The organism is uncultured Holdemanella sp., assembly GCF_958348295.1.
Taxonomy (GTDB): domain Bacteria; phylum Bacillota_I; class Bacilli_A; order Erysipelotrichales; family Erysipelotrichaceae; genus Holdemanella.
This window is the reverse complement of sequence record NZ_CATVYQ010000035.1, coordinates 1-23,774: the sequence shown is the minus strand read 5'-3', so window position 1 is coordinate 23,774 and position 23,774 is coordinate 1. Positions and strand designations below refer to the sequence as shown.

25 protein-coding genes are annotated in these 23,774 nt (G+C 33.2%); 6 read left to right on the top strand and 19 right to left on the bottom strand.

The features are described 5' to 3' along the window. Positions 1–581: N-acetylmuramoyl-L-alanine amidase (locus Q3907_RS07385; protein WP_301897832.1), on the top strand; the 581-nt coding region annotated here is incomplete at its 5' end. A 9-nt stretch (positions 582–590) separates the two neighbouring features. Here Q3907_RS07385 and Q3907_RS07380 read toward each other — a convergent pair. From Q3907_RS07380 to Q3907_RS07365, 4 genes are all read right to left on the bottom strand, one after another. Continuing rightward, positions 591–2,354, bottom strand: coding sequence for an ABC transporter ATP-binding protein (locus Q3907_RS07380; RefSeq protein ID WP_301897831.1), 1,764 nt, complete (start codon positions 2,352–2,354; stop codon positions 591–593). Further along, on the bottom strand, positions 2,335–4,074 hold the full coding sequence (locus tag Q3907_RS07375; protein WP_301897830.1) for an ABC transporter ATP-binding protein: 1,740 nt from the start codon (positions 4,072–4,074) through the stop codon (positions 2,335–2,337). The genes Q3907_RS07380 and Q3907_RS07375 overlap by 20 nt, the downstream gene beginning before the upstream one ends. Positions 4,075–4,123: 49 nt before the next feature. Further along, complete coding sequence (ptsP, locus tag Q3907_RS07370) at positions 4,124–5,827, bottom strand: phosphoenolpyruvate--protein phosphotransferase (RefSeq protein WP_003864133.1); 1,704 nt, start codon at positions 5,825–5,827, stop codon at positions 4,124–4,126. A gap of 102 nt (positions 5,828–5,929) precedes the next feature. Further along, positions 5,930–7,666 (bottom strand): ABC transporter ATP-binding protein, encoded by a 1,737-nt coding sequence (locus Q3907_RS07365; protein ID WP_301897829.1) that lies wholly within the window; start codon positions 7,664–7,666, stop codon positions 5,930–5,932. Positions 7,667–7,754: 88 nt separating this feature from the next. On the opposite strand from Q3907_RS07365, the gene Q3907_RS07360 reads away from it, so the two are divergent. Next, the gene (locus Q3907_RS07360) at positions 7,755–8,525 is read left to right on the top strand and encodes a Cof-type HAD-IIB family hydrolase (protein ID WP_301897828.1); all 771 of its coding nucleotides are present in this window, start codon (positions 7,755–7,757) and stop codon (positions 8,523–8,525) included. A gap of 39 nt (positions 8,526–8,564) precedes the next feature. Here the strand turns inward: Q3907_RS07360 and fusA are convergent, their stop codons facing one another. From fusA to Q3907_RS07285, 15 genes are all read right to left on the bottom strand, one after another. Next, complete coding sequence (gene fusA, locus Q3907_RS07355) at positions 8,565–10,637, bottom strand: elongation factor G (protein ID WP_301897827.1); 2,073 nt, start codon at positions 10,635–10,637, stop codon at positions 8,565–8,567. Positions 10,638–10,647: 10 nt separating this feature from the next. Further along, on the bottom strand, positions 10,648–11,319 hold the full coding sequence (locus Q3907_RS07350) for an ankyrin repeat domain-containing protein (RefSeq protein WP_040466503.1): 672 nt from the start codon (positions 11,317–11,319) through the stop codon (positions 10,648–10,650). A gap of 469 nt (positions 11,320–11,788) precedes the next feature. Then, positions 11,789–13,855 carry a ribonuclease R gene (gene rnr / locus Q3907_RS07345; protein ID WP_301897826.1) on the bottom strand — a complete coding sequence of 689 codons (2,067 nt, stop codon included), beginning with the start codon at positions 13,853–13,855 and terminating at the stop codon, positions 11,789–11,791. Between the two features lie 45 nt (positions 13,856–13,900). Continuing rightward, positions 13,901–14,131, bottom strand: coding sequence for a preprotein translocase subunit SecG (secG, locus tag Q3907_RS07340; RefSeq protein ID WP_256268368.1), 231 nt, complete (start codon positions 14,129–14,131; stop codon positions 13,901–13,903). A 53-nt stretch (positions 14,132–14,184) separates the two neighbouring features. Continuing rightward, entirely contained in the window at positions 14,185–14,955 is a 771-nt protein-coding gene (locus tag Q3907_RS07335; protein ID WP_295561489.1) for an HAD-IIA family hydrolase, read from the bottom strand. 24 nt (positions 14,956–14,979) lie between these two features. After that, positions 14,980–15,525 carry a transcription termination/antitermination protein NusG gene (gene nusG / locus Q3907_RS07330; protein WP_295561490.1) on the bottom strand — a complete coding sequence of 182 codons (546 nt, stop codon included), beginning with the start codon at positions 15,523–15,525 and terminating at the stop codon, positions 14,980–14,982. Between the two features lie 10 nt (positions 15,526–15,535). After that, positions 15,536–15,733, bottom strand: coding sequence for a preprotein translocase subunit SecE (gene secE, locus Q3907_RS07325; protein WP_301897825.1), 198 nt, complete (start codon positions 15,731–15,733; stop codon positions 15,536–15,538). Positions 15,734–15,742: 9 nt separating this feature from the next. Then, the gene (gene rpmG / locus Q3907_RS07320) at positions 15,743–15,892 is read right to left on the bottom strand and encodes a 50S ribosomal protein L33 (protein WP_117571901.1); all 150 of its coding nucleotides are present in this window, start codon (positions 15,890–15,892) and stop codon (positions 15,743–15,745) included. Positions 15,893–15,936: 44 nt separating this feature from the next. Next, positions 15,937–16,533: a hypothetical protein gene (locus tag Q3907_RS07315; protein WP_301897824.1), complete on the bottom strand. Its 597-nt coding sequence runs from the start codon at positions 16,531–16,533 to the stop codon at positions 15,937–15,939. Positions 16,534–16,606: 73 nt separating this feature from the next. Further along, complete coding sequence (rlmB, locus tag Q3907_RS07310; RefSeq protein WP_301897823.1) at positions 16,607–17,323, bottom strand: 23S rRNA (guanosine(2251)-2'-O)-methyltransferase RlmB; 717 nt, start codon at positions 17,321–17,323, stop codon at positions 16,607–16,609. Further along, positions 17,320–17,706: a Mini-ribonuclease 3 gene (locus Q3907_RS07305; protein WP_003866025.1), complete on the bottom strand. Its 387-nt coding sequence runs from the start codon at positions 17,704–17,706 to the stop codon at positions 17,320–17,322. The genes rlmB and Q3907_RS07305 overlap by 4 nt, the downstream gene beginning before the upstream one ends. Then, entirely contained in the window at positions 17,706–19,037 is a 1,332-nt protein-coding gene (gene cysS / locus Q3907_RS07300) for a cysteine--tRNA ligase (RefSeq protein ID WP_301897822.1), read from the bottom strand. Before cysS ends, Q3907_RS07305 begins: the two co-directional genes overlap by 1 nt. 70 nt (positions 19,038–19,107) lie before the next feature. Next, entirely contained in the window at positions 19,108–19,785 is a 678-nt protein-coding gene (locus Q3907_RS07295) for a hypothetical protein (protein WP_295647131.1), read from the bottom strand. After that, positions 19,778–19,954, bottom strand: a complete 177-nt coding sequence (locus Q3907_RS07290) for a hypothetical protein (protein WP_295561719.1) — start codon at positions 19,952–19,954, stop codon at positions 19,778–19,780. Before Q3907_RS07290 ends, Q3907_RS07295 begins: the two co-directional genes overlap by 8 nt. 334 nt (positions 19,955–20,288) lie before the next feature. Beyond that, on the bottom strand, positions 20,289–21,617 hold the full coding sequence (locus Q3907_RS07285) for an IS200/IS605 family accessory protein TnpB-related protein (protein ID WP_301897821.1): 1,329 nt from the start codon (positions 21,615–21,617) through the stop codon (positions 20,289–20,291). A 174-nt stretch (positions 21,618–21,791) separates the two neighbouring features. Between Q3907_RS07285 and Q3907_RS07280 the strand changes: the two genes are divergently transcribed. The 4 genes from Q3907_RS07280 (at position 21,792) to Q3907_RS07270 (ending at position 23,476) form a co-directional block, all read left to right on the top strand. Continuing rightward, on the top strand, positions 21,792–22,172 hold the full coding sequence (locus Q3907_RS07280) for a transposase zinc-binding domain-containing protein (RefSeq protein WP_301897820.1): 381 nt from the start codon (positions 21,792–21,794) through the stop codon (positions 22,170–22,172). 81 nt (positions 22,173–22,253) lie between these two features. Then, on the top strand, positions 22,254–22,451 hold the full coding sequence (locus Q3907_RS10720) for a transposase (protein WP_367881498.1): 198 nt from the start codon (positions 22,254–22,256) through the stop codon (positions 22,449–22,451). A 1-nt stretch (position 22,452) separates the two neighbouring features. Then, the gene (locus Q3907_RS07275) at positions 22,453–23,076 is read left to right on the top strand and encodes a transposase (protein ID WP_301897819.1); all 624 of its coding nucleotides are present in this window, start codon (positions 22,453–22,455) and stop codon (positions 23,074–23,076) included. After that, entirely contained in the window at positions 23,060–23,476 is a 417-nt protein-coding gene (locus tag Q3907_RS07270) for a transposase (protein WP_367881499.1), read from the top strand. The genes Q3907_RS07275 and Q3907_RS07270 overlap by 17 nt, the downstream gene beginning before the upstream one ends. Positions 23,477–23,774: the final 298 nt, after the last annotated feature.

Genomic DNA, 23,774 nt, shown 5'->3' with positions numbered 1-23,774 from the left:
CCCCATATATACTGGGGAATACATATCACAATTTGCGTAAACTACAATCAGCACATGGAGGATATGATGTAGGGGCTGAAAGTTTTTATGGTGATTATGAAAAAGACATCAATTTAGATATCGCTTTACTTGTTGGAAAACAACTCAAGTCCTATGGCTACAAAGTTGTATATACACGTACAAGTGATTCAGTTTCTTGGCCAAGCAATAATAAGAAGGATTTACAAGCACGTTGTGATTTAGCAAAGAAAAAGAATGCCGATTTCTTTGTATCCATACATTTAAATTCAAGTGAATATGAAGCCAATGGATATGAAATTTATTGTGATTTCAACAACAAGAACACTTTGAAAGTGTCCAACTCCATTCTTAAGCAACTCGATAAACTCGATTATTCAACCAATCGAGGCTTATTAGATACAAATGAAACACCTTTGTATGTTGTCAAAAACAACAAAGTGGATGCCATTTTGATTGAAGCTGGCTTTATATCGGATGACTCCGATTTATATTATCTTAAAAATTATACAAAAAATATTGCGACAGCCATTGCCGCAGGCATCAAAAAAAGTCTGAACTGATCAGACTCTTTATTTTGCGAACTGAGCATTATACAATCTTGCATAAACTCCATTCATATTCAATAATTCTTCATGACTTCCTTGTTCTACAATATCTCCATGTTCAAGCACAAGAATCTTATCCGCATTGATAATTGTAGATAAACGGTGTGCAATCACAAAACATGTACGATTTTCCATGACTCGATCCATTGCACCTTGAAGACGTCTTTCAAGTCTTGTATCTACACTACTCGTAGCTTCATCTAAAATTAAGACTTCCGGATTCTTTAATAGAGCACGTGCAATTGTCAATAATTGTTTTTCACCTTGAGAAACATTGCTACCTTCTTCATTGATCAAAGTATCATAGCCATCGGTTAAAGTACGTATAAAGTGATGGACATTAGCTTGTTTTGCGGCTTCTACAATTTCATTCTTTAACGCCTTCTCATTTCCATACGCAATATTTTGTTCAATACTACCCTCAAATAACCATGTATCTTGTAGTACTAACGCAAAAAGTTTTCTTAAATCATGATATGACAATTCACGAATATCGATTCCATTGATTTTAATACTTCCACCCTTCACATCATAGAAACGCAACAATAAATTTGTCAATGTCGTCTTACCGGCTCCTGTAGGACCTACGATTGCGATGGTTTGCCCTTGATGTACATCAATATTTACATCTTTCATAAGTAGATTGTCATCATATCCAAATTGTACATGCTCAAATTCAATGGTACGTACTTCATCAATTTGACATTTAGATACAACATCCTCTTCAATTGGTTGATTTAAAAAAGTAAATAAACGTGACATCGCACTAAAGGCCGATTGTACGGCACTCGATAATTGCGATATTTGTGAGATTGGATCATTGATTTGCCAAATATATCGAATAAAAGCTTGTAGTTGACCTAATGCGATTGTTCCATTTAACACTTGAAGACATCCAACAAGACTAGCACATCCAATACTTAGATAAGTAATCAAAGAACATAATGGATTGATCAAACTTGATACAAATTGTGCCTTAAAACTAGATACACGCATTCTCTCATTATCTTTTTCAAAGCGTTTTAGAGCATGTTCTTGTTGATTATAAGAAAGAATCTCATTATATCCATCGTACAATTCATTGATTGTACCATTTAAATCAGCCAATGTATTTTGTTGATCATCAAATAGAGGCTGTGATTTTTTTACTACAAATTTTGAAAGAAGTGCGATAACAGGCAATGCCACTAAAATAATGCATGTCATAAGCACATTGATTCTAAACATCATAAATAATACAAAAGTAAATGTACAGACTGCAGAAATTACTCGTGATAAAGTTTGTTGCAGCGCATTCGATAATGTATCCACATCATTTGTGATACGGGATAATAACTCTCCCGTTTTTTCTTGATCAAAATAAGATACTGGTAAATGATGAATTTTATCCTCAATCGCATTACGTACATCAAACATCGTCTTCTGAATCGCATCGGTCATAAAGATGGCCATTAAAAATTGAGATATTGTCTTCACAATATAAATTGTAAATAAGATACATAAAATATGTACAACTTTATCTATCTGAATTGGCTGATGTGAAGAAATATCGGATGCAAGCTGGGTTGTGATCATACCTTCAACAGTTGGATTTAATGCGAATGTCACCTGGGCTGTGATGACCATTAAAATTCCAAACAACAACTTAAAACGATAAGGTTTAACAAACACAAAAAGATGGGATAAGCATTCACTAAACTTCATTTTCTTAGTTTCTTTCATAATCATCCAACTCCTTTTGTGTCAATTGCGAATGGGCAATTTCTTGATACACACTACAATTCTTTAAAAGTTCTAAATGCGTACCTAATCCAATAATTTGTCCTTCATCTAAGACGATGATCATATCCGAATCCATGATTGTTGAAATTCTTTGGGCAACCACAAAAAAGATCGCATCCTTCACTTCTGGTTTTAAGGCTTTTCTTAGTGTAGCATCCGTTTTAAAATCTAAAGCACTAAAACTATCATCATAAATATAAAGGGAAGGCTTCTTTAAGATGACACGAGCAATCGAAAGTCTTTGTTTCTGTCCACCCGAAATATTTGTTCCATCCTCTGCAATTTCATCCAAGTACCCATTTTCTCTTTTAGAAATAAAGTCACTTGCCTGAGCGACACGAGCTGCATGATGCATTTCTTCATCACTTGCCTCTGGTTTTCCAAAACAAATATTCGATTTAATACTTCCCTTAAACATATGCGCCTTTTGAGCTACATATCCAATTTGAGCACGCAAACTCTCTAAATCATACTTACGAATATCTACACCATTGATTTCAATTGATCCACGACTTACATCATAAAATCGATTCATCAATTTTACTAACGTACTCTTACCAGAACCTGTACTTCCAATCACCGCAATTTTTTGTCCTTTATGACATGAAAAGTCAATATTCTTTAAAACAGCTTCTTCACCATTTGGATAAGAAAAACTAACATCTTTAAAACTTAATGTTTGAATAGAATCCAACTGGATACAATCTTTATCATTGACAATACTTGGTTTTGTATCCAACACTTCCATGATACGCTTAGCCGATACATTGGCTCTAGGATACATCATAAATACCATACAGAATATCAATACAGACATCATAACGTGGAATAAATATTCAACAAAGGCAACTACATTTCCTAAAGTGATGGCATTTGTGTTTAATAAAGTGCAACTTAAATAATATACAATGACTGTAGCGATATTCATCAAAAAGAAAAAAGATGGTTCTGTACAAGACATCAATTTAAATAATTTTGCGCTTTGATCGCGATAGAAATCATTTTCACTCGAGAAACGTTTCTTTTCATAATCCTCTTTATTAAAAGAACGAATTACTCGAATACCTGTAATATTTTCTCTAAGAATTTGATTAATATGGTCAATCGACTTTTGTTGATTCTCACTCAATGGTTCACTCACTTTAGCAACAATGATCACACCTAAAATAACAACAGGAATTGTAGCTAAGACCACATAAGAAAGTTGTAAAGATATTTGTAAAATCAACATAACAGAGACACACATCATAACCGGTGTTAATAATGCGGATTTTAAGATGACATTTAAAAATAACATAATTTGATAGGCATCATTATTGGTACGTGTAATCATACTGGATACACCAAACTTTTCCATTTCAGCTGCAGAAAAAGATTGCGAATGCTTAAACACATCATTACGAATATCACGCGTAATATTTGTGGATATTTTTGAGCAGCAATATCCAAGTAGCACAACTCCACTTACACCAATCACACTAATGAAAGCCATAATTCCAAAACGACCATATAAATAAGCTGTATCATGTGTTTCAATACCATGATCAATCATATCTGAAATGATGGTTGGAATTCCTAGTTCTACAAGGGCAAACCCGAATACACTTATAAAATCCAACAAAAACCATTTCTTATATTTCATTAAATATTTCCATATAAGCTTCATATATTCCCCCTACAAAATAAAAGGGGGTTCAATAGAACCCCGAATCTAATTATTCACCCAATTTAGTTTTAACTGTTTCTAAAACTTCATCAGCAGTGTCTTTATTTAAGCATTCTTGAGCTAAGCCTTGCATTTCTTCATAGCTTAAAGATTTAACAACCTTACGAGCCTTTAAGATTTGAGTAGCACTCATTGAGAATTCATCAAGACCTAAACCTAAAAGAATAGGAACTGCATGTGGTTCACCAGCCATGGCTCCACACATACCAACCCATTTACCGTGTTCGTGAGCACCTTTAATTGTGTTAGCAACTAAACGTAATACACTTGGGTTGTATGGTTGATACAAGTAAGAAACGTGTTCAGACATACGGTCAGCAGCCATTGAGTATTGGATCAAATCATTTGTACCAATTGAGAAGAAGTCTGCATATTTAGCGAATTGATCAGCAAGAACCGCAGCAGCTGGAATTTCAACCATCATACCAACTTCAATGCTGTCACTAACTGCAACACCTTCAGCAACTAATTCAGCCTTAACTTCTTCAAAGATAGCTTTTGCGTCACGGAATTCTTTAACAGTTGCGATCATTGGGAACATGATGCAAAGTCTTCCATAAACAGATGCACGGCATAATGCACGTAATTGAGTTTTGAAGATATCTGTTTCTTTTAAGCAAAGACGAATTGCACGATATCCTAAGAATGGGTTCATTTCTTGAGGGAACTCATAGTAAGATAAGTGTTTATCTCCACCGATGTCTAATGTACGAACAACAACTTTTTTACCTTGCATACCTTCTAATACTTGTTTGTATGCTTCGAATTGTTCATCTTCTGTTGGGAAGTGATCTGAATCCATGTATAAAAATTCTGTACGGAATAATCCGACACCTTCACCACCATTAGTTAATACACCTTCAACATCTTTGAATCCACCGATGTTACCAGCAAGTTCAACTTCGTGTCCATCTGTAGTTACAGATTTTTCGTTCTTCAATACTTTTAATTCTTCTTTTTCTTTTAAGTAAGCAGCTGCTTTAGCTTCATATTTAGCAATTGTTTCTTCATCAGGATTGATTTCAACAACACCATCTAATGCATCTAATGCCAAAGTATCACCCGTTTTACATGCATCACATACACCTGGGCATCCTACAACTGCAGGGATTTCCAATGAGTTAGCCATGATAGCTGAGTGAGAAGTTTTACCACCGATTTCAGTAGCGAAACCTTTAACAAATTCATTTAACTGAGCTGTATCACTTGGAGTCAAATCGTGAGCAACGATAATTGAATCTTCATCAATACTTGTTAAATCAGGAATTGTCAATCCTAATAAGTTACATTTTAAACGGAAAGTAACATCTTTAATATCAGCTGCTCTTTCACGGAAATAATCATTATCCATGCTTTCGAACATTTCAACCATTTGATTAGCTACTTGTTCAGTCGCATATTCAGCATTTACGCCATCATTTTCGATCATGGCTTTAATTTGACCAGCTAATTCAGGGTCACCAGCCATCATTAAGTGAGCATCAAATACAGCTAATTCTTCGTCACTTAAACGTTTAGCTGCTCTTTCTTTTACTCCTTCGATATCTTTTTTAGTTTGTTCTAGAGCATCCTCGAATTTTTTTACTTCTTCTTCAGCTACTCCAGCTTTTTTTTCAATAACAACTTTTGGTGTTTCTAATTTGTAAACTTTAGCTACAGATACACCAGCACTTGCTGCTATCCCTTTTAACATGATAAATTCCTCCTAAAACAAGCGAAAAACGCTTTCATCTACAGATAAAATTTTAACACTTTTTTTTCAAAGATACAAGAAAAGCAGACATTTGCATGCCTGCTAATTTAAGCCCTCAAATTGAAGCTTATAATATTTCGCATAAGTACCATTTAATTTCATCAATTCATCATGCGTTCCACGCTCATGCATACCCGTTGCATCGATTACGACAATCTCATCGGCATTGCGAATCGTAGATAAACGATGGGCAATTGTAATACAAGTGCGATCCTTACTTAAATCTTCTAGACTCTTTTGAATAATTCGCTCACTCTCATTATCCAAAGCACTTGTTGCTTCATCCAAAATCAAAATCTTAGGATTCTTCAAGAAAACACGTGCAATCGAAATACGTTGTTTTTGACCACCTGATAAACGCGTACCTCTTTCTCCACAGAAAGTATCGTACCCTTCTGGTAAAGACATAATAAAATCATGGATATTCGCTTTTTTAGCTGCCTTTACGATTTCTTCATGGCTTGCGTCAGGCCTTCCATAAGCGATATTTTGTTCAATCGTTCCTGTAAACAAATATACATCTTGTTGAACTAAACCAATATTTGAACGAAGAGATTTTAAAGTCACATCTTTAATATTTTGACCATCAATTGAGATGGAACCGTTTGTGACATCATAAAAACGAGATAACAATGAACAAAGTGTAGTCTTACCAGAGCCACTAGGTCCAACCAAGGCAATTTTTTCTCCTGCTTTGATATGTAGATTTACATCGTCAATCACCTTTTCATTCTCATTATATTGGAAAGACACATGATCAAAATCAATATTTCCAGAAACATTTTTTAAATCCTTGGCATTTTTAGAATCTTGAATTTCAGGAATTTCATTCATAACTTCTTCAAAACGTCTAAATCCAGAGAATCCCTTTTGGAACATTTCTGTAAATTCAACTAATACTTCAATCGGCGATACAAAAACATTAATATATAGAGCAAATGTCGCAAGTACGATTGGATTTAAATCCCCATTTGCGATAAACAAACCGCCAAACACAATAATTGTGACATATAAAAGTCCTTGAAAGAAATTATTTCCACCTTGAAAAGTACCCATAACCCGATAATTGTCTTTTTTTGATTCCAAAAATTCCATATTCGAATGGTTAAATTTATCAATTTCAATATCCTCATTCGCAAAAGATTGTACAACACGAATACCACCCAAAGAATCTTGAAGACTTGCATTTACACTACCAATCTTCTTTCTGTTTTCCATAAAGGTTCTTCGCATCTTCTTATTTTGTGAATAAGAAAAAGCCATCATCACGATCGTCACAGCTAAAAGAATCAATGCCAATGGCCAATAGATTGTAGCTAAAATAATGAAAGATCCGACAATTTTAAATAATGAAATAAATAAGTTTTCAGGTCCATGATGCGCAAACTCACAAATATCAAATAAGTCTGAAACGACACGAGACATCATAACCCCTGTATTGTGCTTATCATAATAAGAGAAAGATAAACGTTGGTATTGATTGAATAAATCTTGACGCATATCACTTTCCATGTTGGCTCCCATCACATGGCCTTGACAACTCACATAATAACGACACAATGCTCGTATTACATACATAATAAGTAAACCTATACCTAAAAAAAGAACTCCTTTTAAAATTTCATTCGATGATTTCAAAAAGAATTTTCCGGTACAATAACTTAGAATCAAAGGAAACGATAGATCAACAACACACATAATAAGTGCACAAAATAGATCCATAAAGAAAATCCCTTTATATGGTTTATAATATTGTAAAAAACGCTTAAATGTACTCATATATTCCCTCCCTGATTTCTGTATTATACAAGAATTTTCATGATTTTTCCAAAATAATGCTAAAATATGAAAGAATGGAGAATGAATTATGATTAAAATATTATTTTTTGATATTGATGGAACACTTTTAGAACTTGGTCAAAAAGAAATGCACCAAGAATTGATTATTGCGCTGAATGAAGTAAAAAAGAAAGGGATTAAAATCTTTTTAGCCACAGGAAGGCCACCATTTGTCGTACCTAAATTTCATGGCATCGAATTTGATGGAGTACTTTCTTTTAATGGCTCCTATTGTTTCACACCTAACGAATTGATTTACAAGAATCCCATGGATAAGAAGGATATTCAAATATTTGTAGATAATGCCAAGAAATTAAATAAAGCTGTTACTCTAGCTGGAATCAATAAGATGGGATGTAATTTTGATGATGAAATCTTAGAAGAATATTTCATGATTGCCAACCAACATGTTCATGTACTTGATGAATTTAATAATTTTATGGAAGAAGAAATTTATCAAATGATGATTGCGACTACAGAAGATCAAGATGAATTGATTCTAGAAAACACAACCACATTAAAAGTGGCTCGTTGGTGGGATAAAGCTTGTGACATTATTCCATGTAATGGTGGAAAAGATATAGGTATTCAAAAGATATTGGAATACTTCAATTTCAACAAAGAGGAAGCCATGGCCTTTGGTGATGGCGGGAATGATATCTCTATGTTGAAATATGTTGGTACTGGTGTTGCGATGGGTAATGCCAAAGATGACGTTAAAGCTATAGCTGACTACATAACAGATTCTGTACAAGAAGATGGAATAGTCAGTGCACTAAAACATTTTGACATCCTATAGAAAAAGACAGCCGTTTTCTGCTGTCTTTTTACGTATGTCCTATTCTTTTTCTTTCTTGCTCTCTTCAATCACTCTTGAAGCATAAGGTTCTGGTACTGGATCATAACGGTCCATTTCCATTGTATATGTTCCTAAACCAGTTGTCATACTTCTAAGTTCAACACAATATCTAGACATGTTTGCCATTGGAACTTGTGCATCAATTTCTTGATCTGAATCCACTGGAGTCATACCCATGATTGAACCTCTACGCTTGTTCAAATCACCAATGACAGCACCTGTAAATTCATCTGGAACACGAATCTTGACATTCATGATTGGTTCTAATAAGATTGGGCGAACTTTTGTCATCGCATCTTTATAAGCTAAGTGAGCTGCCATCTTAAATGCCATTTCACTTGAGTCAACATCATGATATTTACCATCTAACAATGTAGTTTTTACATTTACCATCTTATATCCTGCTAAAGGACCCTTTTGGCAACATTCACGAAGACCTGTTTCAACAGCTGGGAAATATTGTTTAGGAACAGCTCCACCAAATACCTTTTCTGCAAATACCATTTCTTCTTCATCAGGATTAGGACTAAATTCTACAAATACATGTCCAAATTGTCCGTGTCCACCCGATTGTTTTTTATGACGACCTTCACCAACCGCTGTCTTTGTGATGGTTTCACGATAAGTAATCTTTGGATCACTTAAGACAACTTCGGCTTTAAATTTAGAATTTAATTTATTCACAATAACATCTAAATGTTGATCGCCAACACCATAAATCACTGTTTCTTTTGTTTCCGGATTATTCACCACTTTAAATGTTGGATCTTCTTCTTGTAAACGAGCAAGACCATTTGATAAACGATCTTCATCATTTTTAGTCTTAGGTAAAACAGCCTGACCATACATTGGCGTATCGAATGTGATTGGATCTGCCATCAACAATTTACCTTTATCACACAATGTATCGTTTGTTCTAGTATTTTGTAGTTTTACTAAAGCACCAATATCTCCTGTAAATAATTTACCAGCTGCTGTCTGGTGTTTACCTTTAACGATATAGATTTGACTGATTTTTTCTGGTTTACCATTATTGGCATTCACTACAGTACTATCAGCTGCAAGTACACCACTCAATACTTTTACATAACTAATTCTTCCAACAAATGGGTCCACAATTGTTTTGAAAACTTGTGCTGTTAAAACTTCCGTTTCACTTGTCAACAATTCCACTTTAACACCATTTGGAGTTGTAGCTGTATACATACCTCTTTCTGAATATGTTGGGAAATAACTAACGATTAAATCCATCAAACGTTGAATACCAATTGAATTAACTGCACTACCAGAATATACTGGACAAATTTCTCCATTACGCACACCAATACGTACACCACGTTTTAATTCTGCATCACTAAATTCTTCACCAGAGAAGAATTTTTCCATTAATTCATCATCCCCCATAGCTACAGCTTCTGCAATCTGATCTTTATATAGAGCCACTTCTTCTTGCATAGATTCTGGAACTGGACATGGTTTATCCGCTAATTCTGGACTGTAATACCAAGCTTTATTTTTAATGATATTTACAGATCCAACAATTTTACCATCTTCAACGATAGGAACTTCAAATGGAATAACGCTCTTACCAAATTCTTCACGCAACGCTTGATAACTAGCATCAAAGCTTGTGTGTTCTTCATCTAATTTATTGATGAAGAAGATTGTAGGTTTCTTTTCAGCAACGGCTTGTTTATACGCAAGTTTTGTTCCTGATTGTAAAGGATCTTTGGCATTGACTACAATTAAACTTGAATCACCTACCGAAAAACCACCTTGTTTTTCACCAACAAAGTCCAAATAACCTGGTGTATCAATAAAATTGATCTTACTATCTTCCCATTCAATTGGAACAATAGTTGTATAAACAGAAAGTCCACGACGAATTTCTTCTGCATCAAAATCAATCATTGAACTTCCTTCAGTTGTCTTTCCAAAACGATCTGTTGCCTTTGTATAATACAACATAGCTTCTAGAACACTTGTTTTTCCTGCTCCACTATGTCCGATTACGCTTACGTTACGTACTTCAAAACTCTGATAATCTCTCATACGCTTAACCTCATCTTAAGATAGGCTCTAATTGAGCTCTACAGTGTTCACGAACATAATCCAATGCAACACGACCTTGTTTATCTGTCATATCTTTATCAGCTCCATAAGCCAATAATTTTTCTACTAAGCTTGGATATCCTCCATAAGCAGCACGCATCAATGCAGTTACACCATTATTATCAAATAAATTCACATCGGCGTTTCTTTCAAGTAATAAGTGAATTGTGTCACGTTTAAATGCGATACAAGCTTCCATCAATGCACTACGACCTACTTCATCTTGATCATTGATTCTTGCTCCAGCATCTAATAATACTTCTACACAACGATCTTGTCCTAATAAACATGCACGCATTAAAGCTGTACGCCCTCTATCATCTTTGGCATTTACATCTGCTCCTGCATCAATCAAAGCCTTTAAGATTGTTTTATTACCTTTTTTTGCAGCTGTCATTAAAGCTGTTTTCCCTTTATTATCTGTAATATTCACATCTGCCCCATTATCAAGTAAAACCTGCACAACATCTTTTCGATCACGTTTACTTGCACGCATCAATGCAGTACGTCCATCACCATTTTGATAGTTTACATCTGCCCCTGCTTTGATTTGAGAACAAACCATTGGGAAATCTCCATTTGCACATGCATCCCAAAATACCTTATTAAAATTCTGATCCATTTCAATCATCCTCCTCATCCTTTATTGTCATGAAATCACAGAAAAACTGGAATGATAGTTCACCCCAGTTTACATATGTACAAAGAAAGATTGAAATTTTTATTTAATTTTACAACTTGAACTTGATTCATTTCAATCACTCCTTTGTTTAACTGATTCCATTCTAACAAAGAAATAATTATGTGCAAATCAAGTACCAACTTGGACAGAAAACCTACCGATTATGCCTTTTCACAAAACAATTCGATAGATTCATGAAGCAAACCCTCAATAAAAGCTACACGAATAGGAAATACAGGATCTGTTTTGTGCCATCCAAAAAGATTTCAATACAACTATTAAAACAATCCAAATGAATTTCTGAATCTCACTTTCTTAAAATAGGAAGTCCAAGTAATTCATGATAAAAATAAATCATTTCATCAAATTGTTCTTGTGTCTCACATTTAAATGCGACATGGTGAATCCCTTAATCATGATTTCTTCTTTCTAACAAGCTAAATGTCACTTGTCCTTTTTCTCTTTGGACATCTGTACAAACAACACGTACTCGCATACCCATTTGGAACACTTTACCATGTGTTTGTCCTTTTAAAGTCATAGTATCCTCATCATAATCGTAGAAATCATTTGATAAAGTATGAACTGGAACAAGACCTTCAACCGTATTATCCATTTCAACAAAGAAACCAAAGCTCATTACACCAACAATTGTTCCTTCAAAGACTTGACCTATACGTTTTTCCATGTATTGTGCTTTTTTATAGTCATTAACCATTCTTTCCATCATAATCGCATCTCTTTCTTTTTCCGAAATATGGAAAGCCTGTTTCTCAATTTTCTTTTCATCATTTGATGGCGTACGCTTTTGCTCATTAAAACAATATGCATGCAACATGCGGTGTACGACTAAATCTGAATAACGACGAATTGGACTTGTGAAATGACAATATTCTTCAAGTGCCAAACCAAAGTGTCCTAAACAATGTGCATCATAGCGAGCCTTCTGCATAGCGCGCAACGAAACCATAGACAAAACTTCATAGGCATTTTCATCTTGAATCGATTCTAAGAACTTTTGAATTTGGCTAGCATTGACTTCATCAGGATAAAAATCAAATGGAATACGTAAAGAATTCGCAACCGTACAAATCGTAGCCACTTTTTTAGGATCTGGATTTTCATGCACACGATACATGCTTGGAATTTTATTGACATGCATATGGTGAGCCACACAAACATTGGCTAAAATCATACATTCTTCAATCATTTGTTCGGCAAAACCACGTTCTAAGACTTTAACATCGACTGGATATCCATTTTTGTCCATAAGGATTTTTGCTTCTTTTGTATTAAAATCAATGCATCCACGATTATGAGATTGTTTCTTTAATAATTTAGCTAAAGATTCTAGAGTATACAACAAATCTTTTACTTCAGAATATTCTTCCAATATAATTCCATCACCATTTAAACATGCATTCACTTTTTTATATGTACAACGCTTATCAGAGTGAATCACACTTGGAAAAACATTGTATGTCAATAGATTTCCCCTCTCATCCACTTGCATAGCACAAGTAATTGTGAGTCGATCTACATTTGGATTTAAAGAACAAATTCCATTACTCAAATCAAACGGAAGCATTGGCACAACTCTGTCACATACATAAATTGAGTTTCCTCTTAAGTAGGCTTCTTGATCTAATGCGCTGTTTTCTTTTACATAATGAGAAACATCCGCAATATGCACATACAATAAATATCCTTTTTCATTTTTGACAATAGAAATCGCATCATCAAAATCCTTGGCATCATCCCCATCAATAGTAACCGTTAATAGATTTCTTAGATTTTTACGATTTTCAAGTTCATCCATTTGAACTTTTGCAGGAATCCTTTTACATTCCTTTACAATCTTTCCATTAAATACCTGACGCACTTGATTACTAGTAAGCATAGCGCTGATATCTACACCTGCATCGTCTGGATGTCCTAAAACTTGAATAATTTTTACTTGTAAAGGATCTGCATATTTCACAATTTGACATACAACCTTTGTACGTTTTTTAAAGCTAAATTCTTTTTCGTTGACCACATGAATTGAACAATGTAAATCTAAATCGCTATAGAAGAATGTTTTCTTCTTTTTTACAATCATAACTCCTGTAATATTTGTCAATCCATGATTAAACACTTTAATCAAAGATGGCTCTGGCTTTAAGCGAACTAACACTTCATCTTTATCAAAGATCCTCATCTTTTTATTTTTCGGAACATACACCTTATTGTTTTCATTAAAGACAGCAATTTCATATCTTGAAATATCTTTTGCGCTTCCAGCCATGAAATGTATATCATCAATCAAATACAAACTTGTATGATCGTTATAAATCAATTTTTCATCTTCTAACTCATTTAAAGACTTCACCATTTCTGTAAATTCTTTACTTGACTTAGGTCGAACGATTTTTTCTAAATCACGTATTTTACATTCTTTTTTTTCTTCTAAATATTGAATGATTTTTTCTTTCATTTTTTCCTCCTTTAAAACAGAAAAAAGACCTTAACGGTCTTTTAATTACACAATCTGCAATGCGATCACAATCGCAAAGAACAAAATTCCACAAACCAAAGTTAAACGAGAGATTACTTTTTCAGGTCCTCTTTCTTTTTGTACCGCAAACAAGTTCAAATCTCCACTTCCTGTAAAAGCAGCCGATAATCCGTCTGATTTACCACTTTGCAATAATGTTAATATAATAATAACACCAGATAATGTCATTAAAACCACGTTTAATATATCTTTCATTTTTCTCACACCTTCTACGATATTTCGATTATATCAATAATTCATAAAAAATACTAGTCAAAATTATAGCCTACTAAATCCATTAATGTATTTACTACATGAGTTGGATAAATTTTTAATTGTTCGATATCTTCTTTTGTATGAACACCCGTCTGCACAAGTACTGTTTCAATATTTTGTTCATACCCAAGTTTAATATCCGTTTCTAGATTATCACCAATCAATATGATTTCATTTTCTTTTAATCCAAAATATTCCAAACACAAATCAAGAATGGCTCGATTCGGTTTACCAATACGAGGTGATTTTTGATTGGCTGCATACTCAAACATATCGACTACACTTCCATTACCTACTTCAAATCCGCCAGGTTTTGCCAAGATACGATCATTATTTGTACCAATGATTTTAGCTCCATTTAAAATCAAAGACAATGCTTTTGAATATGACTTGTAAGTGGCATCTTTATCCAATCCAATAAAGACAAAATCTGGATTTTCATCATCAATCATAAAACCTTCTTGATCTAGTGCATTCTTCATACCTTGTTTTCCAATATAATAAGCCCTATTTCCGGCATAGTGTTTCTTAACATATTGACAAGCTGCCATAGCACTGTTATAAAACATGGATGGTTCAATATTTGTGTATCCCATATCTTCCATGTGTTTGACATTTTCTTGTGGCGTACGCATCGAATTATTTGTCAAAAAAATAAATGGAATCTTCTTTAGAATACAATAATCTAAAAACTGGTGGGCACTTTCAATAATTTGTGTACCACGATACATTGTACCATCTAAATCAAATACTAAAGTTTTCATATTTCACCTAAAAAAAAGAAAGCCTTAGTCGACTTTCTTTAAATCCATGTATGGGATTTCTGTTGGTGTTTCACGACCAAATAAAATCAATAGAACTGTAGCTTCTTTCTTTTCTTCATCCATAGATTCAATAACACCCTCTGAATTTTTGAATGCCCCGTTAGTAATTTCAACTCGGTCTCCAACTTCAAAGTCAACTTGTACGTTTACATCTTGACGTCCTAAGCGGCGTAAAACAGCATCTACTTCTTCTTGTGCTACTGGGAATGGTTTAGCACCTTTTCCACTAGAACCGATAAACCCAGTTACACCTGGTGTATTACGCACAATATACCATGCTTCATCTGTCATGATCATTTGTACTAACAAGTAACCAGAAAATAAATTGTGTGTTTTTTCAACTGGTTTACCATTTTTATATTCAATTTCTTTTTCTTCTGCAACGACGATTTGAAACAAGAAATCTTCAAGTCCCATAGTTTTAATACGACGTTCCAAATTTTCTTTTACACGATTTTCTTGACCTACATATGTATTAACTACATACCATTCTTTTTTTAACTCTGCCATAATTTCCTCCCTATGCGCCAACGATCATCTTAACTAGACCGCTTGATAAAACCTCACAAACAAAGAAATACAAACCAAACAATACTGTAAATACAACAACCAATCCACTTGAAGACATTAACTCTTTAAATGATGGCCATTTTACATTTTTTAATTCTTTGAACACTTTTGAAGGAGAATATGTTCTTTCCTTTTTTTCTTTACTCATATGGATTCCTCACTTTGTTTCTTTATGCAAAGTATGTTTGCCACACTTTGGACAATACTTTTTAATTTCAAGACGTTGCGTGTTGGTCTTCTTATTCTTTGGGGTCGTATAATTTCTTGATAAACACTCTGTACACGTCAAAACAACTTTATCTGCCAATTCCTTCACGCTCCTTAACTCATTAAATGTACCATTTAAACCATTCAACTGTCAATTGTCGTATACCATTTTTTTATCTTTTCAAACATAAAATTGACCTTTGAATAGCTTAATCCCAGCTCTTTGGCAATATATTGATAGGTATATCCCTCCGTACGTAAATTAATAATTTGAATATATTCTTTCCCAAACACTTTACTAATCCGATTTTTAATGTGTTCCCACATCAGTTTATCAATTACGATATCATGTATTTCTAAAGAATCTGTCATTTGAACTCCATTATAATACATGTTTGTATCTTCTTTGATTTTTTGATCTAAACTAATATTTACTTGATTTAAATAACATTGTTTTCGTAATGCCTGGCGCAAAATATCATATGCTTTATTCTTTGTACATTTTCGATAAAAACTAGTAAATGTTAAAACTCGATCCATTCGATATTCAAAGATACAACGATACAACAATAAATCTGCATGTCTATAAAACTCATCTCTATCACATAATATCGTATTTGTCTTACGAACAAATATATCAGCCCATATTTCTGTAACCATAGGCCTGTAATATTGTATTAAATTATTCATTTCATAAAAATCATTCATTTGAATTAAGTATATGCTCTCATATATATTCATAAGTATCACCTAATTTCATTATAAATAGGCAATGTGAAAAAGACATTAAAAAAGCCAATTTTTAAAAATTGACTTATTTTTTTGGATTTCTTTGATTATATACTTCATACATTAAGATAGCAGCTGCAACACTTGCATTTAATGAAGTAATGCTTCCTACCATTGGTAAGTAAACCATATAATCGCATTGTTTTTTTACAAGATTTGAAATACCCTGACCTTCTGATCCAATAACCAATACAGTTGGCGAATCATACATACCTTCACGATATTCCCTAGCCTCTTTCATATCGGTTCCAACAACCCAATATCCATTTTGTTTTAAATTTCTAAGTGTTTGCGATAAATTCGTGACAATGGAAACTGGCACTGTATAAGCAGCTCCCGTACTTGCCTTTACAACCGTCGGTGTTAAGCCGCAACTGTTGTGTTTTGTTAAAATAACACCATCGACACCTGCACAATCACATGTTCTTAAAATTGCTCCTACATTATGTGGATCTTGAATTCCATCCAAGGCAACAAGAAGACCTGGCTTTTTGGCACGCGCTACTATTTCTTCAATACTATACGTTTCAATTTCACTAACCTTAACTGCCACGCCATTATGATGTGTTGTATTGGCAATCTTATCTAATTTTGCACGATTACAATATTCTACTTTTAAATTTGATTTTTGGATCGACTTCAAAAGTTTTGCGTCCTTCAAGCCTTGAAGTACATATACTTTTTCAATTGAATCCATATCATTTTGAAGTGTAGAATACACATTTTTTCCATATACGATCATAGACTGTCCCCTATTTCAATAATTTTATCAAGACAAACCTTTAGTCTTTCTTGATGTCCATATAAATACAAATAGCCAAGCATCGATTCTAATGCGGTAGCTTCTAAATATGTTTTGTGTGTCGCATTTTTAGCTTTTGAATGAATAGTGGCATTTCTTCCACGCGCTAAAATTGTCTTTTCATCTTCTGTAAAGAAATCTTCTTCCATCATCTTATTTAGCATAATGGCTTGTCCTTTTGCACTACAAATAACGGCATTTTTCTTCTGTAGAACATGTGCCTTACGAAAGCCCAAACTCAATAGGTGCTCACGTACTGCCAAAGACATAACGGCATCACCAATCCATGCAAGACTTGTCGCATTTTCTGTTACAATTTCCATTACAGAATTCCTTTTTCAATCAATGTTTGACGAAGTGTATCGGCTGTTTCGAAATCTTTTTCTTTAACCGCATTTCTCCAATTTTGATACATCTCTTTATCTTCTTCGCTCATTGTGATTTTTTCAAATTCAATACCTAAAATATAAAGCATCTTTTCTAATGTATGTACTAAAACAGATAAATTTTCAACATCGATTTCTCTTTGACGTACAGCCTGATTGATTTTCTTAACCACTTCATAAACAACACTAATTGCGTTTGGCGTATTCAAATCATCATTTAAAGCATCCATAAATGCAGTATATGTTTCATCGAATGTAGTAGCTTCTTGAGCACTTGATAATGCCAATTTTACGCATGCTTGTTTATAAGCTGCTGCAATCTTGTCTAATTCTTTCTTTGAAGTTGTGAAAGCCTCTTCGTTTAAATTAAGTGGTGCACGATAATGTGTAGAAATCATTAACCAACGTGTTAGATTCCCTCCATGGTTTTCAATCAAATCTTTAGCCCACCATACATTTCCTAAAGATTTAGACATCTTAATACCATTAATGTTGATCATACCATTATGCACCCAGATATTTGCTAAATGAGTGTTGTTGCATACTTCACATTGGGCAATTTCATTTTCATGATGAGGGAATTTTAAATCCAATCCACCACCATGAATATCGATCAACGTTTTCTTAAATACATCCTGAATCATAACAACACATTCTGTATGCCAGCCTGGACGTCCTTTTGACCATGGTGAATCCCATTTAATTCCTTCTGTTGTTTCTTTCCATAAAGTAAAATCAAGTGGATTTTCCTTCTTTTCATTTTCATCAATACGAGCACCTACCATTAAATCGTCAATACTTTGATGAGATAATTCTCCATACTTTGCATCACTTTTTACACGGAAATAAACATCTCCTCCAACTTGATAAGCAGATTCATTTTGAATCATTTTATCAATAAACTCGATAATTTTATCCATTGTTTCAGTTACGCGAGGTGCATAATCTGGAAGATCTGCATGAAGTCCTCTTCGTACATCATTATAGGCATCAATAAATTTATCTGTAATTTCCTTTTCAGATACATTCTGTTCAATCGCCGTTTTAATGATTTTATCATCTACATCCGTATAGTTAGATGCGAAAGTCACATCAAAACCTTGTGCAGACAACGCTTTTTTTAATGTATCAAATACAACGATAGGACGAGCATTTCCAATATGTGGATAGTTATATACTGTAGGTCCACATACATACATAGAAATCTTTCCTTCTTCAATTGGTTTTAATTCTTCAATGGTTTGAGAATAACTATTATATAACTTCATAATAAAATGTCCTCCAATTCATTTATTTATTATACAATACAAAACATGAAAAAAAAAGCTAACCAAAAGGTTAGCTTACGTGTAAATTATTCATAATACGACGAATATCTTCTTCATATGGAGTACCAGCTAAATTTTCTAAAGCCGGATTAAAATATTCCATCATATGATCGATATCTTTTAAATATGAATATTGAAGTCCAATTAAATATTGCATTGTGCCAACAGGAAATTTCTTATTGTTGTCAAGTTCTGACTTACCATCCCACATACTATTCAAGATTTCCTTACAATCATCAATATATTTAGCTTCTTTCTTCATTAAAATGCTAAATTGAATTTGCATATTCTTAAATGATTTTTCATCAACATAGCTTTTTCCATAAGAAAGCATACCCTCTGCTTTTTTTATTTTACCTTTTTCTAAGTAATAATAGAATCCACGAGAAGCAACACTTGCTTTTTGTTTATTTGAAATACGCATGTTTTTCAATAAATCAAATTGTTCTTCAATTTTAGCATCATTTCTTTGTGCTAAGTATCCACTTAAACGCATATACTCACGATTAAATGCTTGATATGAAAATTTACAAGCATTTGAATCCAATGTTTTATAGAATTCATCATATTGTTCATTATCCAATTGAGATAATAATTTTTTCCATACCACTTTCTTCATAATGATTGGCACAAATATAAAAACCAATGTCATTATGACAATAATTATTAAATTTAAATTCTTACTCATCTTTATTCTTATCCTTTTCTAATTCTAAAGTTAAATCTCGAAACTGAGCTAATAGATCTTCATCTATTCCATCTTTTCTTAATTTTTCCATGTAGACAGCATCTAAATCATCTACATCTTTTGTCAAATCATCGCGCTCAGAATCTGTCAAACGATGTCGAATTCCCATCGCTAACACCTCACAATCTCTAAAGGTTAGAATACAGTATTTACCTATTTATTTCAAGTTTTTGGTTTGCACTTTTTAGTTAAGACAAGAAAAGACTTTCCAAAGGAAAGTCACACGTCTAAATGACGTGCCCGGTTCGTTTCCAGTCGTCCGGTAACATTTCAATATCCACTCCATCTTTCTGAATCATTCGGTATCCCGATCCATTCAGTCTTTATCGATGGAGTTTTTATTGTATGCTTTTTTTATAAATACTTCAGAATTTCATCCATGATCTATGTATCTATCATCCAGTAAGATATCATAAACTTCTGGTTCTGATTATTTACCTCATTTAATCCACAAATCCCATGCCTCTTCGATTGATCACATAGGCTGCACAATAATGTACACTCAGTCCTTTGATTTTTGTATACTTTTCTTTTCCAATCTTACTCGTATTCTTTGGATCTACTTTGATTACATCCACTTCATTCATCAAACATTTTCTTTCTACTTTTTCTAATATCTTTTTATACGCAAAACTCGATAATGTTTTGTTTTGTTTTTTAGGGCGATAGAGCATCCTAGTTTTCAACTGCTTGAAATTCAAGTCTTCAACGACTAGACTTTTCTTCTTGGATTTACAATATTCCATAATTTCAATGGCCAGCTGATAAAGTTCTTCATTACGTTTGTTCTTGGTATTTTCTTTATGGATTGGATACTTCTTGATCAATACGATATTTCCATCCATATTGGTTTCACATAGTGCTATATGGTCCACATTGATATCGATTCCTATTGCTCCATACAATGTATCTGTCTTTGGAAGATTCATATGTTTTTCAAATATAGCTTTCACAATAAAGTATTCACCATAATCCATCAATTCATAGGCTACTGCTTTATTAGGTGAATCGTGCTTTTCATTGACTCTTGCATACAATTCATTCTTGTATTTATGAAACTGTACTTTGAATACGATGTCTTTCTGAGTACTTCGATAGGTCAACATATCAGTATCAACATTTAATTTGAAAAGGTTGTTTGAATACTTGCCCTGTCTTCTTCCTGGAATCAACATTCTTCTGGCTCTTTTAAAACGATATGTTTCTAAATCACCATTTTTCAAGTTCTTTTTACCGCCAAAACATACAGAAGGCATCTTTCTTTTAAGTTTGAACTCATTACGATTTCTTCTGAATTTTAGATTACGAATGATGCTTTTCAATCTTTTGATATTTGGATCCAAGATCTGTACTTCATACAGATAGTCTTCTTCTGTATATTTCTTTTTTTTGGATCTGTTGATCAATTTCTCTTTTTCCTTTAAAGCCTTCTTCAATTGATTTTCCTTCTTTTTGATTTTCTTGTCTATCTTTTTGATACGAGTCTTGATCATATCTTGATTTTCTTTTTCAAGACATTTAAGACTTTTCACCAAGGCCTTGGCCTCACTAATGGCAGACAAAGGAAAATAATCACTTGTACCATAGAAGGACTTGATCATTCTTTGATCTGTTTCTGAATAGGTAACATCTTTATAAGCACGATCAAAACAGATCTTGAATGCCTTATGAAGCATACAATTATACAGTTCAAGATCCTTTTTAATGATGGATTCTGCTTCTGGTTCTAAATCTTTATAATAGATTCTTTGCGACATTGAAAACACCTTCATAAGACAAGTCCTCCTGTTCTATCTGACTCTATTATACTATATTCAAAACAGGTTTAATAGATAGATTTGAGACTTTATAATTTATTTTATTTGTGTCATTATATCACTAATGTGAATATGTGATCTTTATCGATGTTCTCACATGTTCACATTAAATTCACATATAATTAATATATGGACACTACTTATCATTCAAACATTCCAGTTGAAACTTTATCACTTTTAGATTGTGATGTTAGAAACTTTGATTTTATTCATCCCATCAAAAACATCTTCTTCGATAATATTGACTACATTCGAAAATTAGATGCTTCCGGTAAGGCTCGGCCATGCATTCTTGATAATGTTGAACGATCACTTCTTTGCCACACATGTTATCTTGGCTTTGACCAATTTGAATGTCCCGATTGTGACAACTGGAATGTCGTCCCCCATTCTTGTCATTCTAGATTTTGTAATGCCTGTGGTGTTAAATATGCCAAACAGCTTGCAGCCAAGGCTACTTCTTTTTGTCTCGACTGTCCTCATAGACACATTGTCTTTACTGTTCCTTAAGAACTTAGAAACTGGTTCAGACAGGATCGTACCAGACTCAATCTATTGTTTGTTGCAGCTGGAAATACAATATGTATACTTATGAATAGATCATTATTAAAGAAACTGAAAACGAAACAATTAAGGAATACTCATTATATATTCAAAGATATTCCTGTTCGTAATGAATTTGGCATGATTGCCACTATACATACTTTTGGAAGGGACCTTAAATGGAATCCACACATCCATTGTCTTGTACCGGAACTTGTATATTCACAAAAAAACAAACTAACATAAAATGTTCCACCATTTCAATTTTTCTAGGCTTCGAAAAACATTTCAATATCAGCTGATACATCTCATCATTGAATCTGGTGGATTGAGTAAACTAGAAGAAAGAAACAGACTCTATAAAGAACACCCAAAAGGTTTCTATGTCTATGCCAAATCTAAATCAGATAATAATGATTCCAATAACAGTAAAAATATTCAAGGTTGCATAAACTACTTTATTCACTATGCAGGTAGACCTGCCATGGCTGAAAATAGAATTACAGAATACAATAAAGAATCAAATACTGTCAGCTGGTTCTACAATGATCATAAGGATGAAAAACGTCATGATGTCACAGACAATGTGATCGACTTTATAAATCGTCTCATCATACATATACCAGACTACCATTTCTTAACCACTCGATATTATGGATTCTATGCCAATGCATCTAAGAAAACTCTAGATAAAGTACATGCGCTTCTTGGAATCAAAAAGAACAAGGATTATTCTCGTGAAACAAGAACTAAAGCTCTTAAAAACAAACTAAATAAATTCAAATACCGCACACATTTAATAGATTCTTTTAACATAGATCCAATTCAATGTAAATGTGGATCTATAATGCAATATACCTATAATCCTTGATCATAAGGATGAAAAACGTCATGATGTCACAGACAATGTGATCGACTTTATAAATCGTCTCATCATACATATACCAGACTACCATTTCTTAACCACTCGATATTATGGATTCTATGCCAATGCATCTAAGAAAACTCTAGATAAAGTACATGCGCTTCTTGGAATCAAAAAGAACAAGGATTATTCTCGTGAAACAAGAACTAAAGCTCTTAAAAACAAACTAAATAAATTCAAATACCGCACACATTTAATAGATTCTTTTAACATAGATCCAATTCAATGTAAATGTGGATCTATAATGCAATATACCTATAATCCTTTAGAAAACTCAAAGAATGACAGAACATACAGAAAAAGATGTATTGATGAAATGATGCGAATGTATAAAAGAAGGATATAACAAAAAAAAGAACTCCATACTAAACAAGGCTATTACCATTAGTCTGTTTTGTCATGCCAATAAAGTTCTAAACCCAGATAATTCGGTCATTTTTAAATTTTCAAATTCATCTTCTCCGAAACCAATTTCTTAATATATAAGACACATTTAATAAAACAGGATATAGACATCATTAATGTCAAATAGACTTGTACAATTTACCTGTAAGTGAGGTAATGAAACATGTGTACAGAATTTAATTTAAACGTCAACTTCTCGTAATTTTTATACATCTATACAAAAAAAACATCCCGTTGTG

Coding starts and splice junctions, on each gene's coding strand:
- Q3907_RS07295 (WP_295647131.1), bottom strand. CDS start 19,785: ATGAGTAAGAATTTAAATTTAATAATTATTGTCATAATGACATTGGTT.
- Q3907_RS07350 (WP_040466503.1), bottom strand. CDS start 11,319: ATGGATCAGAATTTTAATAAGGTATTTTGGGATGCATGTGCAAATGGA.
- nusG (WP_295561490.1), bottom strand. CDS start 15,525: ATGGCAGAGTTAAAAAAAGAATGGTATGTAGTTAATACATATGTAGGT.
- Q3907_RS07360 (WP_301897828.1), top strand. CDS start 7,755: ATGATTAAAATATTATTTTTTGATATTGATGGAACACTTTTAGAACTT.
- ptsP (WP_003864133.1), bottom strand. CDS start 5,827: ATGTTAAAAGGGATAGCAGCAAGTGCTGGTGTATCTGTAGCTAAAGTT.
- Q3907_RS07335 (WP_295561489.1), bottom strand. CDS start 14,955: ATGAAAACTTTAGTATTTGATTTAGATGGTACAATGTATCGTGGTACA.
- Q3907_RS07380 (WP_301897831.1), bottom strand. CDS start 2,354: ATGATTATGAAAGAAACTAAGAAAATGAAGTTTAGTGAATGCTTATCC.
- rlmB (WP_301897823.1), bottom strand. CDS start 17,323: ATGATCGTATATGGAAAAAATGTGTATTCTACACTTCAAAATGATATG.
- Q3907_RS07280 (WP_301897820.1), top strand. CDS start 21,792: ATGGACACTACTTATCATTCAAACATTCCAGTTGAAACTTTATCACTT.
- Q3907_RS07365 (WP_301897829.1), bottom strand. CDS start 7,666: ATGAGTACATTTAAGCGTTTTTTACAATATTATAAACCATATAAAGGG.
- secG (WP_256268368.1), bottom strand. CDS start 14,131: ATGAAAGATATATTAAACGTGGTTTTAATGACATTATCTGGTGTTATT.
- Q3907_RS07315 (WP_301897824.1), bottom strand. CDS start 16,533: ATGAATATATATGAGAGCATATACTTAATTCAAATGAATGATTTTTAT.
- rnr (WP_301897826.1), bottom strand. CDS start 13,855: ATGAAAGAAAAAATCATTCAATATTTAGAAGAAAAAAAAGAATGTAAA.
- Q3907_RS07275 (WP_301897819.1), top strand. CDS start 22,453: ATGTTCCACCATTTCAATTTTTCTAGGCTTCGAAAAACATTTCAATAT.
- fusA (WP_301897827.1), bottom strand. CDS start 10,637: ATGAGAGATTATCAGAGTTTTGAAGTACGTAACGTAAGCGTAATCGGA.
- Q3907_RS10720 (WP_367881498.1), top strand. CDS start 22,254: ATGAATAGATCATTATTAAAGAAACTGAAAACGAAACAATTAAGGAAT.
- Q3907_RS07305 (WP_003866025.1), bottom strand. CDS start 17,706: ATGGAAATTGTAACAGAAAATGCGACAAGTCTTGCATGGATTGGTGAT.
- cysS (WP_301897822.1), bottom strand. CDS start 19,037: ATGAAGTTATATAATAGTTATTCTCAAACCATTGAAGAATTAAAACCA.
- secE (WP_301897825.1), bottom strand. CDS start 15,733: ATGAGTAAAGAAAAAAAGGAAAGAACATATTCTCCTTCAAAAGTGTTC.
- Q3907_RS07290 (WP_295561719.1), bottom strand. CDS start 19,954: ATGGGAATTCGACATCGTTTGACAGATTCTGAGCGCGATGATTTGACA.
- Q3907_RS07375 (WP_301897830.1), bottom strand. CDS start 4,074: ATGAAGCTTATATGGAAATATTTAATGAAATATAAGAAATGGTTTTTG.
- Q3907_RS07285 (WP_301897821.1), bottom strand. CDS start 21,617: ATGAAGGTGTTTTCAATGTCGCAAAGAATCTATTATAAAGATTTAGAA.